This window comes from Paracoccus aminophilus JCM 7686 (genome assembly GCF_000444995.1).
Lineage (GTDB): Bacteria > Pseudomonadota > Alphaproteobacteria > Rhodobacterales > Rhodobacteraceae > Paracoccus > Paracoccus aminophilus.
Genome location: NC_022041.1, coordinates 357569 through 369364, shown reverse-complemented (window position 1 = coordinate 369364; position 11796 = coordinate 357569). Strand labels below are relative to the sequence as shown.

Here is an 11796-nt window from a genome sequence, read left to right as displayed (position 1 = left end):
GTGCAACGTCGTTCGGAAATAACCCCCGAGGAATTGCCGCGGTTGCATGACGGGCTCTTCGGCGGGTTCCCCGCCTGGTCGCTTGGCCCGGTCGCTCGGCCCGTCGCTTGGCGGGTTGCATGGCGGCGCGCAGAGCGACATTCTGCGCGCCACTGAAAACCAACTTCGAGGTTGCCATGAAGCCCGGTCCGCTCAATCTGATCACTGATGTCGCGGGGCTTTTGGTCGGCAATGCCGAGGACCATGTCTTGCGCTCGGGCACCACCGTCCTGACCGCCGAGCGCCCCTTTCGCGCGGCGGTGAATGTCATGGGCGGCTCGCCCGGCACGCGCGAGACCGATCTGCTCGCCCCCGACCGGCTGGTGCAGGACATCGACGCGCTGGTTTTGTCGGGCGGCAGCGCCTTCGGGCTTGATGCCTGCTCCGGTGTCGCGGCGGGCCTACGCGCGCGCGGTCGCGGCTTTGCCGTCGGCCCAGTGCAGGTGCCGATCGTGCCGGGCGCGATTGTCTTTGACCTGCTCAACGGCGGGGACAAAGACTGGCAGGACAACCCCTATGCCGCGCTTGGCCGCCAAGCCTATGAGAGCGCCGCGCGCGGTTTTCGCCTTGGCACGGCGGGCGGCGGCACCGGGGCGATGACGCAGAACTGGAAGGGCGGGCTCGGCTCGGCGTCAAGCGTGCTGGAGGACGGGACCACCATTGGCGCGCTGGTTGTGGTCAATGCGCTGGGTTCGGTCACCGTGCCCTCAGGTCAGTTCTGGGCGGCGCCGTTCGAGCTTGACGCGGAATTCGGCGGGCTTGGCTTGGCCGGGCCGTTCGAGCCCGCACAGGAGCCTCAGCCGATGAAGCGGCTGGGCGAGGCCACGACCATCGCCATCATCGCGACCGATGCCGATCTCGACAAGGCGGCACTGCATCGACTGGCGACCAGCGCCCATGACGGATTTGCCCGGGCGATCCTGCCCTCGCACACGCCGATTGACGGCGATCTGATCTTTGCGGTCTCGACTGGCGCCCGGCCGGTGCGCGATTTCATGCCCGAGACTTTCCGGCTGTGCCATGCCGCCGCCACCACGATGTCGCGCGCCGTCGCCCGCGCGATCCATGCGGCCGAGGCCCGTCCGGGCGATCTTCAGCCGGTCTGGTCGTCGCGACGCTGAAAGGGCGGCCGCTCACTGGCCGCCCGCGCCAGAGCATCGCGACTTAGCGGTAGATATAGACGATCTTGCGGCTGCCGGGATCGACCAGAACCGTCTGCCCATTCACCGCGAGATATTTGTATTCCGGCACATTCGGGATGTCATAGAGCGTGACATTACCCGGGATGCCCGCCCCGCGCACGACCTCGCCGCGCAAGATGACCGGCTCGACCGGATGGCCGCGCACATAGGTCAGCACCTCCTCGCGCGGATGCGCGGTCGAGGCCCCCGCCTCGCCGCCAATCGCCGCGCCGACCACCGCGCCGACCGGGCCCCCGACCAGCGCCCCGATTGCCGCCCCGGCGATCCCGCCGGTCTCGGCCCCTTCGGTGCGGCTGACGGCGGGACGCTCGATCACCTCGACGCCAAGCGCGCGGCGGTTGGGATAAAGCGCCTCGACCTTTTCATTGGCGGTGACGTTGAGATAATCCCCCGCCGCCCAGCCCCGGGTCGCGCCATATTCGACCTTGCACCAGCTGTCGTCCTCGATACAGCCATTGACCACCACCGAATCCCCCGAGGTGATCATGCCGACGATCTCGCCGGTCGCATCGGGGAAGTTGCGGATGTTGAGATCGGTGTTCGCGACCGCCGTCGTGCTGGCCATCGCCGCGCCCGACATGGCACCCGACATGGCGAGAGCCATGAACCCCGAAGCAATCACTTGATAACGCATCATGTTTTGCTCTCCTCATAGCCGCGCCCGCAGGTTCGATCCGGCTGGACGCTCACCGAGAAAACGCAAGCTGTGGGCCCCGGTTCGATCACGTCTGGCTGAGACCGCCCCCGGTTGAGCGACGGCACAGAGCGCCCCAAGCGCCGCGCCGCCGCGTGCAGAAAACTGGACAAGCGCGCCGCAACTTGCTCCTGTGAGAGCAACCGCGCCTTTGGAATGGAGATCTGCCATGACTGCCGCCGCGACCGAAGCCGAGGCCTTCAAAGCCTCGCTGAAAGACCCCAGCCTTCTCGAAACCCGCGCCTTCGTCGCCGGCCACTGGGTCGAGGCCCGGGACGGCAAGACCTTCGCGGTGACCAATCCGGCCACGGGCGCGATCATCGCCCGCGTCGCCGATCTGTCGCGCGCCGAGGCCGCCGAGGCGATCGAGGCCGCGCATCAGGCGATGGCGGGCTGGAGCGCCCGCGCCGCCCAAGACCGCGCCCGCATCCTGCGCCGCTGGTTCGATCTGATGATGGAAAATCAGGACGATCTTGGCCGCATCCTCACCGCCGAACAGGGCAAGCCGCTGGCCGAGGCCAAGGGCGAGATCGCTTATGGCGCAGGCTTCATCGAATGGTTCGGCGAAGAGGCCAAGCGCATCTATGGCGAGACCATCCCCGGCCATCAGGCCGACAAGCGCATCAGCGTCATCCGCCAGCCGGTCGGCACCGTCGCCGCGATCACGCCCTGGAACTTCCCGACCGCGATGATCACCCGCAAATGCGCCCCGGCGCTGGCGGCGGGCTGCAGCTTTGTCGGACGCCCGGCCTCGGAAACACCGCTCTCTGCGCTGGCTTTGGCGGTTTTGGGCGAACGGGCGGGCCTGCCGCCCGGGATTTTCGGGGTGGTGACCTCGTCGCGCTCTTCCGAGATCGGGCGCGAGTTCTGCGAAAACCCGCGCGTGCGCAAACTCACCTTCACCGGCTCGACCGAGGTCGGGCGCATCCTCTTGCGTCAGGCCGCCGATCAGGTGCTCAAATGCTCGATGGAGCTTGGGGGCAATGCGCCCTTCATCGTTTTCGACGACGCCGATCTTGATGCTGCGGTCGAGGGCGCGATGGCCTCGAAATACCGCAACAATGGCCAGACCTGCGTCTGTGCGAACCGGATCTATGTGCAAGCAAGCGTCTATGACGCCTTTGCGGCAAAGCTCGCGACGGCGGTCGAGAAGCTCAAGGTCGGCGACGGCATGACCCCGGGCGTGACCACCGGCCCGCTCATCAATCAGGCGGCGGTCGAAAAGGTCGAGGACCATATCCGCGACGCGCTCGCCCAGGGGGCACAGGTGCTAACCGGCGGCCAGCCGTTGGGCGGGCTCTTCTTTCAGCCGACCGTGCTGACCGGCGTCACCGATGCAATGAAGCTGACGCAGGAGGAAACCTTCGGCCCGGTCGCGCCCTTGTTCAAATTCGAGACCGAGGCCGAGGCGATCGCGCGAGCCAATGACACGATCTTCGGCCTTGCCTCGTATTTCTACGCCCGCGACATCGGTCGCATCACCCGCGTGCAAGAGGGACTCGAATACGGCATCGTCGGCGTCAACACCGGGCTGATCTCGACCGAGGTCGCCCCGTTCGGCGGCGTCAAACAATCGGGGCTAGGCCGCGAAGGCTCGCGCCACGGGATCGAGGATTATCTCGAGATGAAATACATCTGCCTCGCGGTCTAGGGCCCGGAATGCAAAAGGCCCGCCATCGGGCGGGCCTTGATGCTTTGGGACGGCGTGCGCTCAATGCTCGTCGTCTTCATCCTCATCATCGGCGTCAGGCAGGTTGAAGAAGCTGTCCGCATCCAAGGTCGGCTCGGGCTTCTTGACCTCATCGCGTCGCAGCGAGAAGTTATCGAGACCGCCGAGCGAGGACGGCAGACGCGGCTCGTCGCCCATCGCCAGCGAAGCTTCGGTGCTCACCAGCTTGCGACGCTCGTCATCGGTCATGACATCGCCGCCTGCCGCATGTTTCTTCGCGGCTTTCTGGACGGCGGCATCGAGCTCGGTCTGGCGGCACAGCCCCAGCGCAACCGGATCGATCGGCGTGATGTTCTGGATGTTCCAATGGGTCCGGTCACGGATCGAGGCAATCGTCGGCTTGGTTGTGCCGACCAGCTTCGCGATCTGCGCATCGGCAAGCTCGGGATGGAATTTCACCAGCCACAGGATCGCCGCCGGGCGGTCCTGACGCTTGGACAGCGGCGTATAGCGCGGGCCACGGCGCTTTTCTTCGCCTTCCGCAGCGGGGTTGCGCTTCAGTTTCAGCTTGTAAGCAGGGTCCTTCTGACCCTTGACGATCTCGCTTTCGTCGAGCTGGTTCGAGCCGACCGGGTCGAAACCCTTGACGCCGACAGCGACATCGCCATCGGCAATACCCTGAACTTCAAGCTCGTGCATTCCACAGAAATCGGCGATTTGCTTGAAGCTCAGCGTCGTGTTGTCGACCAGCCAAACAGCGGTGGCTTTGGCCATGAGCGGCTTGCTCATCTGTGTCTCCTTCGCAATAACTCTCTGGGCCGGGAAAACGGCTTTTGGCAGCTGCCATTCCATTTTCGGGGAGGGGATTGACGCGACATATAATCTCTTTCCGGGCTCCGATAAAGCCCGAATCGCGTGGCAAATCTGCTTCCTCCCGCTTAGGCTGCGCCCATGAAAGCCCTCTTCGTCGCCCTTGCCCTGCCGCTTCTTCTCGCACCCGCCCTCACCTCGCCCGCCGCGGCTGAAGGCTCTGCGGGTGAATTTGACTACTATGTTTTGTCGCTGAGCTGGGCCCCAAGCTGGTGCCGCTCGGCCGAGGACACCCGCGACAGCAACTCCTGCGACCCCGGCCGTCGAACCGGCTTCACGGTCCACGGGCTCTGGCCGCAATATGAAGCGGGCTGGCCGGACAATTGCCCGACGACAGAACCGAACCCGAGCCGCCGCGACACCCGCGAGATGGTCGATCTCATGGGATCGTCAGGACTTGCCTGGTATCAATGGCGCAAACACGGCCGCTGCTCGGGCCTGTCGGCAAGCACCTATTTCGACGAAATCCGCCGCGCCACCACGAAAATCCAGATCCCCGAGCTCTTCTCGCGCCTGAACCGAGACGTCGCCCTGCGCGCCCCGATCATCGAGGACGCCTTCATCGAAAGCAACCCCGGCCTGACCCGCAACGGCATCACCGTCACCTGTCAGGGCGGAAACCTGCAAGAGGTGCGGATCTGCCTGACCCGCGACCTTCAACCGCGAGACTGCGCCCCGGACAGCCGCCGCGATTGCACCAGCACCATGACCATGCCCGCTCCCCGATAACGGACGCGTCCTTGCCTCCGGCGGGGATATTTGAACATGAAAGACAGGCTCATCCAAAACGCACACACCCCGCCGGACGGAGCCACGGTCGGGGTGTGGCGTCTTCCATGACGGCCATCAGCGTCCCCGCCTGTACCGCCAGATCACATTGCCAGAAAGAGGTTGCTGTCGAGTTAACGCCGGATCAGAAATCTTCCGGCGTCTTTCATGTTCAAATATCCCCGCCGGAGGCAGCCGAAGCCGCTGTCAGGCGAGATCGGCGACTTTCAGGAGGATCTTGCCGATATGCTCGCTGCTTTCCATATGGCGGTGGGCGCGAACCGCTTCGGCGAGGGCGAATTCGCTGTCGATGATCGGGCGGACCTGACCGGTCTCGACCAGCGGCCAGAGCTGATTGCGCAGGGTTTCGGCGATACCGGCTTTGGCGAGATCGGATTGCGGGCGCAGGGTCGAGCCGGTCACGGTCAGGCGTTTCGTCATGATCGGGGCGAAGTTGATCGCGGCTTTCGGGCCTCCCAGAAAGGCGATCATCACCAGGCGACCGTCATCGTCCAGCGCTCGGATGTTTCGGGCGATGTAATCGCCGCCAACCATATCGAGAATGAGATTGGCGCCGCCTTCCGCGCGCAGGATCTCGACGAAATCCTCGCTGCGATAGTTGATTGCTTGAGCCCCCAGCCGTTCGCAGGCCGCGCATTTCTGAGCCGATCCGGCGGTCGCCCAGACCCGGGCCCCCAGAGCGCGGGCGATCTGGATCGCGGTTGTGCCGATCCCCGAAGTGCCGCCATGGACGAGGAAGCGCTCTCCGGCCTCAAGTCCGCCGCGAATGACGATATTCGACCAGACGGTGAAGCAGGTTTCGGGAAGGGCTGCCGCTTCGCGCAGGCTCAGGCCCTTGGGGATCGGCAAGGCATGATCGGCCGGGCAGGTCACATATTCCGCGTAGCCGCCCCCCGGCAGAAGCGCGCAGACCGCGTCGCCTTCCTTCCAGCGCGTCACGCCCGGCCCCACCGCCGCAACCCGTCCCGCGCATTCGAGCCCCGGCAGATCCGAGGCGCCGGGCGGCGGCGCGTAAGAGCCCGCGCGTTGCAGTACATCCGGGCGGTTCACCCCCGACCAGGCCACGCGGATCAGGATCTGGCCGTGACCGGGCACCGGCACCGGGCGATCGGTGAGGCGCAGGACTTCGGCGCCTCCGGGCGTGCTGATTTCGACGGCCTTCATCATTCCTGGAATCACTTCTGGGCTCCTTCGGCGGGCGCGGCCGGGCTGTTGCGGTTCAGATGTCCGGGCAGATCACGCCCGCCCGGTTTGCGGATCCAGCCTGTCGCCAGCGCGCCGAGCCGGGAGGCGCCGGGCAGTTTCGCGGCAAAGGCCTTGGCCTTCTCGAAACGCATGACCCCGTCGATGCGGCGGTCGAGAAAGCGGCGGGTGTCGGCGTGATCCTCCGAATCATCTCCGAGCCAATAGAGCACGGTCGCGGCATAGACGGCCACCAATGTCGTGCGCTTGGAATACCAATTGATGTCCTCCGAGCGATCGCCGAGCCCGGTCCAGATCACATCGGCAGTCTCCCACAGCAGCTTCGAGCCGAGCGCTGCATGTTGGGGCAGTGCCAGCACCGCCGCCCCGGCGCGCGCCAGCTCGCGGTCGGTGATCTCGAGTCGGTGCAGCACGGCCTGGGTGATCTGATCACGGAAACGGCCTTGCGGGCGAGCATTCGCCAGCCATTGCGCCAGCGCCTGATCGCCACGCCGGTGATAGGCCGCCGCGAGATCCGCCCCGCCGCGCGGCAGATAGACCCGCGCCAGCCGGGGCGACAGGCCAAGGTCGCGCGCGCCGGCGGCAATCGCCGCCTCGTTCATGCCCTCAAAGATCGCATGGCTCAGGGCCGCGTCGATCAGGCGCTCTTTTTCGGTCTCGATGCTCATCGGATCCTCCCGCGGAAAATCTGGACAAACAAGATTCGGGCTGATAAGAGGCCCCATCCTGCAATTCAGCTCAACTTTAACCTAGGAAGGTGGTGACAACCACATGCAGGTAAGTGTTCGCGACAACAACGTCGAACAGGCACTTCGCGCCCTGAAGAAAAAACTTCAGCGCGAGGGGGTTTTTCGTGAAATGAAGCTCAAGCAGCATTTCGAGAAGCCGTCGGTCAAGAAAGCCCGTGAAAAGGCAGAGGCCGTGCGCCGTGCCCGTAAGCTGGCACGCAAAAAAGCGCAACGCGAAGGCGCGCTTTAAGTCGTCCGTCTGCCGGATGGCAGCCTTTGGACAAGACCCCCGGCCTCGGTCGGGGGTTTTTCTTTGGCCAAAGCGGATGGCGCCAGACCGGATCGTCCCGCCTTAAAGCGGCAGCGCCGTCGTGAAGGCGACGCGACGCAGCGAGAACGAGGAATGCATCTGTGCGACGCCCGGCAGTTTCGCGAGCCTCTGGCGGTGGATGCGGGCGAAATCCTCGGTATCTTCGGCCACGACCTTCAGCAGATAATCGGCCGATCCCGCCATCAGGTGGCATTCGAGCACATCGGGCACGGTGCGGACCGCGCGCTCGAAGGCCTCGAGCAGCTCGTCGGCCTGCCCTGACAAGGTGATCTCGACGAAAACCGTGGTGGGCCGCTGCATTTTCTTCGTATCGAGCAGCGCGACATATTCGCGGATGATCCCCTCTTCCTCCAGCCTTTGAACGCGGCGGTGGCAGGCGCTGGGAGAAAGGCTGACCTTTTGTGCCAGATCGGCATTGGTAATCCGGCCATCCTTCTGAAGTACGGTAAGGATCCGGCGATCGATTGCGTCAATTTCCACGATATTCGAATTTCCTGTGTCACACTGGGCCTGTAGCGGCGATCTCTTCCGCTGTAGCGGAAACCAGACCAAGGTTTAAGAAGATTCTTCCAGATTAAGGGTGCAAAACTCAGTCGATATTTTCGCGCCGGGAGGAGAGAGACGATGAAAATCGGTTGCCCCAAAGAGATCAAGCCGCAGGAATTCCGCGTTGGGTTGACGCCCGATGCCGTGCGCGAGGCCAAGCTGCATGGCCATGAGGTGCTGATCCAGACCGAGGCCGGGATCGGCGCGGGCTTTTCCGACGAGGATTATCTTTCGGCCGGCGCGCAGATCCTGCCCGATGCGGCGGCGGTCTATGGCGCGGCGGAGATGATCGTGAAGGTGAAGGAGCCCCAGCCCGCCGAGCGCGCGCTGCTGCGCAAGGGGCAGGTCCTCTTCACCTATCTGCATCTCGCCCCGGACGAGGCCCAGACCCGCGATCTGCTGAAATCGGGCGTGACCGCCATCGCCTATGAGACCGTGACCGATGCGCGCGGCGGGCTGCCGCTGCTCGCGCCGATGTCCGAGGTTGCGGGGCGTTTGGCACCGCAAGTCGGCTCGTGGACGCTGCAAAAGGCCAATGGCGGCTCGGGCGTGCTGCTGGGCGGCGTGCCGGGCGTGAGCCCCGGCGAGGTCTTGATCATCGGCGGCGGGGTTGTCGGAGCGGCTGCGGCGCGGGTTGCGGTCGGCATGGGCGCGACGGTGACGGTGCTCGACCGCTCGCTGGCCCGGCTTTCATATCTCGATGATCTCTTCATGGGGCGTCTGACCACGCGCTATGCGACCGCCGCCGCCGTGGCCGAGGGGCTGACCCGTGCCGATCTCGTGGTCGGCGCCGTGCTGGTGCCGGGCGCGGCTGCGCCGAAACTCGTCAGCCGCGCACAGCTTGGCACGATGAAGCCCGGCTCTGCGCTCGTGGATGTCGCGATCGATCAGGGCGGCTGTTTCGAGACCTCGCGCGCCACCACCCATCAGGATCCGATCTATGAGGTCGATGGCATCCTGCATTATTGCGTGGCGAATATGCCCGGCGCGGTCGCGCGGACCTCGGCGCGCGCGCTTGGCAATGCCACCCTGCCCTTCGTGCTGGCTTTGGCCGACAAGGGCTGGCGCAAGGCAATCACCGAGGATCCCCATCTGCGCGCGGGCCTTGCCACCCATGAGGGCCAGCTGACCTCGCCGCCGGTGGGCGAGGCTCTGGGCATTCCCGCGATCACGCCCGACGCCTTGCTGGCGCGCTGATCCCGGGCCGCCTCGCGCGACATGCAAAACGGCGCCCTTTCGGGCGCCGTTTCCATTTCGGGCGAGCCTTTCGATCAGGCGTTGCGCGCGCGCAGTTCGTCGCGGATCTGCAGCAGGATCTCTTCCTGCGACGGGCCAGCCGGAGCGGCCGCGGCTTCTTCTTCTTTCTTGCGGTTCGTGGCGCTTTGCAGCTTGTTCACGCCCTTGACGAGCAGGAAGACCGCCCAGGCGATGATCAGGAAGTTGATGACGGCAGACAGGAACGAGCCATAAGCAAAGATCGACGCCCCGGTCTTGCGGGCGACATCAAGGCTGGCATTCGCCGGCACATCGCCTTTCAGCACGAAGTAGTGGCTGCTGAAATCGGTCCCACCGGTCAACAGACCGATGATCGGGTTGATGATATCGGCCACCAGCGAGCTGACAATCGCGGTGAAGGCCGCACCGATGATGATACCGACCGCCAGATCAATCACATTGCCTCTGGCGATGAATTCCTTGAACTCTTTAATCATGAGCTTACCTTTCTGTCCTGTTGCATGCCGAACTGCCACTGCGTCGGTTCTTACAGATGCCTAATTCCGCAACTATCCTATGGGTTTCCACAGATGACGTCACTTTCCGATTTTCCGATCACGCGCCGCTGGCCGGCCACGCGTCCCGATGTGTTGCAGCTCTATACGCTGGCGACGCCGAATGGCATCAAAGTCTCGGTTATGCTGGAGGAAACCGGGCTCGATTATGAGGCGCATCGCATCAGCATCGGCAATCCCGAAGACCAGATGACGCCGGAATATCTCTCGCTGAACCCCAACAACAAGATCCCCGCGCTGATCGATCCGAACGGACCCGACGGCAAGCCTCTGGGCCTGTGGGAGACCGGCGCCATGCTGATCTATCTGGGCGACAAGACCGGCCAATTCCTGCCCAAAGAGGGCGCTGCGCGCTATCACACCATCCAATGGTTGATGTGGCAGATGGGCGGCGTCGGGCCGATGTTCGGTCAGGTCGGCTATTTCCACCGCTACAAAGGCAGCGAGATCGAGGACCCGCGTCCGCGCACCCGCTACTATAACGAGGCGCGCCGCCTGCTTGGCGTGTTGGACAAGCAACTGGTCGGCCGCGACTGGGTGACGGGCGAATATTCCATCGCCGATATGGCGATCGCGCCCTGGCTGCGCGGCGTGCGCGTCCATTACGAGGCCGAGAAGGAAACCGGCATGGACGGCTTTGCCAATGTTCAGGCCTATCTTGACCGCTTCCTCGCCCGCCCGGCGGTTCAGCGCGGCATTCTGGTCGGCGCGTAAGCCTCGCGCTGCGCCCTGCTGCGAGCGCGTCGTCTGACGCGCTCGCAATCTTCCAAAGCCGCCTTTTGTCTTGAATATCTGTCCGGGAGTTGATCCCGGACTTTCGGCATGTAAACACTTTCCAAGACATATCGTTCATATCGAGGAAATCGTGTTTTCAAATCTGCTTCCCCTCCGCCCGGCCCTCCGTCCGGCCATCCGTCCGGCCATCCGTCTGGCGCTCTGTGCCGCGCTTGCTCTGCCAAGCCTTGCCGCCCTGCCCCAGACCGCAAACGCCCAGACCAACTGCGCAGAGCTTGACCCCAACGGGCGAGACAGCGGCGGCGACACTCATTTCGCCACGACGGTCATGGCCAAGAAGTTCGACGTGGTGAAGGCGATGCTTGCCTGCGGCGCGGATGTGAATTTGAAAACCGACGAGGGCTGGACGCCGCTTCACACCGCCGCCTATTGGGGCCCTGCCGATATGGTCCGCCTGCTGATCGCGAACGGCGCGGATGTGAATGCAGTCGGCGATTATGACGGTTGGACGCCGCTGCTGATGGCGGTTTCCTCTGATGACGACCCCGAGGTGGTCAAGGCCCTGCTGGAAGCCGGGGCCGATAAAAACGCCAAGACCACCTATAAGAAGCAGACGGCCTATGAACTGGCCCAAAACCCCAAGATCAAGGCGCTGCTGAAATAAGCCCAAGCGGAGGTGGCGCGTCGGCGCCACCTCTCAGGCCGCGCCAGCTACCAGCTTTGCGCGACGCCGTTCCGTCTGAGCCAGAGCCAGCCACGCAAGCCGCTGAAGGCCAAGACCAGACAGAACAGCGGAACCACCCATTTTGCTAGAATGAAGAGGTCAAAGGCGCGCGACGGCTCGACGATCTGCAAGAGATGGAAGCTGGTGAAGAGCTCGACCGCCAGAAAGCTCAGGATGGCGAGGAAGGCCAGCGGAACCCATGCCGCGCGCCCCGCACGCAGCCGAAAGGCGATGAAGACCAGCAGGGCGGCGATCACGGCAAAGGCAGGGACGGCCATTGGCACATCGGGGATTTCACCGCCAGATCCAAGGCGAGCACGGCGGCATTCGCTCCCAAAGTCAAAACCGGCAGCCCCGCCATCTGCACGGCATAGCGCGCCTTGCTTTCGTCCCGGACCGAGATCCAGAAACCGAAAAATCTATCGCCGCTCATGTTTTCTCCGCCAGATCAACCCCTTGGCATTATGGGATTGTGC

The 11796-nt window shown here is 64.3% G+C and carries 15 protein-coding genes; 7 read left to right on the top strand and 8 right to left on the bottom strand.

Annotated elements, in window-relative coordinates; translation table 11 throughout:
• Window positions 1–176: 176 nt before the first annotated feature.
• Window positions 177–1160 carry a P1 family peptidase gene (locus JCM7686_RS01905; RefSeq protein WP_041527066.1) on the top strand — a complete coding sequence of 328 codons (984 nt, stop codon included), beginning with the start codon at window positions 177–179 and terminating at the stop codon, window positions 1158–1160.
• Window positions 1161–1203: 43 nt separating this feature from the next.
• Here the strand turns inward: JCM7686_RS01905 and JCM7686_RS01900 are convergent, their stop codons facing one another.
• On the bottom strand, window positions 1204–1878 hold the full coding sequence (locus tag JCM7686_RS01900; RefSeq protein WP_020949174.1) for a DUF1236 domain-containing protein: 675 nt from the start codon (window positions 1876–1878) through the stop codon (window positions 1204–1206).
• 226 nt (window positions 1879–2104) lie between these two features.
• Here JCM7686_RS01900 and JCM7686_RS01895 point away from each other — a divergent pair, with 226 nt between their 5' ends.
• Entirely contained in the window at window positions 2105–3586 is a 1482-nt protein-coding gene (locus tag JCM7686_RS01895) for an NAD-dependent succinate-semialdehyde dehydrogenase (RefSeq protein ID WP_020949173.1), read from the top strand.
• 60 nt (window positions 3587–3646) lie between these two features.
• Here JCM7686_RS01895 and JCM7686_RS01890 read toward each other — a convergent pair whose 3' ends face one another.
• Window positions 3647–4393, bottom strand: coding sequence for a DUF1013 domain-containing protein (locus JCM7686_RS01890; protein ID WP_041527065.1), 747 nt, complete (start codon window positions 4391–4393; stop codon window positions 3647–3649).
• 162 nt (window positions 4394–4555) lie between these two features.
• On the opposite strand from JCM7686_RS01890, the gene JCM7686_RS01885 reads away from it, so the two are divergent.
• The gene (locus JCM7686_RS01885; protein WP_020949171.1) at window positions 4556–5203 is read left to right on the top strand and encodes a ribonuclease T2 family protein; all 648 of its coding nucleotides are present in this window, start codon (window positions 4556–4558) and stop codon (window positions 5201–5203) included.
• A 246-nt stretch (window positions 5204–5449) separates the two neighbouring features.
• Here the strand turns inward: JCM7686_RS01885 and JCM7686_RS01880 are convergent, their stop codons facing one another.
• Together JCM7686_RS01880 and JCM7686_RS01875 are read right to left on the bottom strand one after the other, a co-directional pair.
• The gene (locus JCM7686_RS01880) at window positions 5450–6427 is read right to left on the bottom strand and encodes an NAD(P)H-quinone oxidoreductase (RefSeq protein WP_041527503.1); all 978 of its coding nucleotides are present in this window, start codon (window positions 6425–6427) and stop codon (window positions 5450–5452) included.
• Between the two features lie 11 nt (window positions 6428–6438).
• Window positions 6439–7134 (bottom strand): COQ9 family protein, encoded by a 696-nt coding sequence (locus tag JCM7686_RS01875; protein ID WP_020949169.1) that lies wholly within the window; start codon window positions 7132–7134, stop codon window positions 6439–6441.
• Window positions 7135–7237: 103 nt separating this feature from the next.
• On the opposite strand from JCM7686_RS01875, the gene rpsU reads away from it, so the two are divergent.
• A complete protein-coding gene (gene rpsU / locus JCM7686_RS01870) occupies window positions 7238–7444 on the top strand; it encodes a 30S ribosomal protein S21 (protein ID WP_011748553.1) in 207 nt (68 codons plus the stop codon).
• Window positions 7445–7546: 102 nt separating this feature from the next.
• Here the strand turns inward: rpsU and JCM7686_RS01865 are convergent, their stop codons facing one another.
• Window positions 7547–8005, bottom strand: coding sequence for an Lrp/AsnC family transcriptional regulator (locus JCM7686_RS01865; protein ID WP_020949168.1), 459 nt, complete (start codon window positions 8003–8005; stop codon window positions 7547–7549).
• 144 nt (window positions 8006–8149) lie between these two features.
• Between JCM7686_RS01865 and ald the strand changes: the two genes are divergently transcribed.
• Window positions 8150–9268 carry an alanine dehydrogenase gene (gene ald, locus JCM7686_RS01860; protein ID WP_020949167.1) on the top strand — a complete coding sequence of 373 codons (1119 nt, stop codon included), beginning with the start codon at window positions 8150–8152 and terminating at the stop codon, window positions 9266–9268.
• A 74-nt stretch (window positions 9269–9342) separates the two neighbouring features.
• Here ald and mscL read toward each other — a convergent pair whose 3' ends face one another.
• Complete coding sequence (mscL, locus tag JCM7686_RS01855; RefSeq protein ID WP_020949166.1) at window positions 9343–9783, bottom strand: large conductance mechanosensitive channel protein MscL; 441 nt, start codon at window positions 9781–9783, stop codon at window positions 9343–9345.
• A 93-nt stretch (window positions 9784–9876) separates the two neighbouring features.
• Here mscL and JCM7686_RS01850 point away from each other — a divergent pair, with 93 nt between their 5' ends.
• Together JCM7686_RS01850 and JCM7686_RS24850 are read left to right on the top strand one after the other, a co-directional pair.
• Window positions 9877–10575, top strand: a complete 699-nt coding sequence (locus JCM7686_RS01850; RefSeq protein ID WP_020949165.1) for a glutathione S-transferase N-terminal domain-containing protein — start codon at window positions 9877–9879, stop codon at window positions 10573–10575.
• Window positions 10576–10726: 151 nt separating this feature from the next.
• Window positions 10727–11260 carry an ankyrin repeat domain-containing protein gene (locus JCM7686_RS24850; RefSeq protein WP_020949164.1) on the top strand — a complete coding sequence of 178 codons (534 nt, stop codon included), beginning with the start codon at window positions 10727–10729 and terminating at the stop codon, window positions 11258–11260.
• Window positions 11261–11307: 47 nt separating this feature from the next.
• Here JCM7686_RS24850 and JCM7686_RS01840 read toward each other — a convergent pair whose 3' ends face one another.
• A complete protein-coding gene (locus tag JCM7686_RS01840) occupies window positions 11308–11598 on the bottom strand; it encodes a hypothetical protein (protein WP_020949163.1) in 291 nt (96 codons plus the stop codon).
• Complete coding sequence (locus JCM7686_RS01835) at window positions 11574–11753, bottom strand: hypothetical protein (RefSeq protein ID WP_041527064.1); 180 nt, start codon at window positions 11751–11753, stop codon at window positions 11574–11576. Before JCM7686_RS01835 ends, JCM7686_RS01840 begins: the two co-directional genes overlap by 25 nt.
• Window positions 11754–11796: the final 43 nt, after the last annotated feature.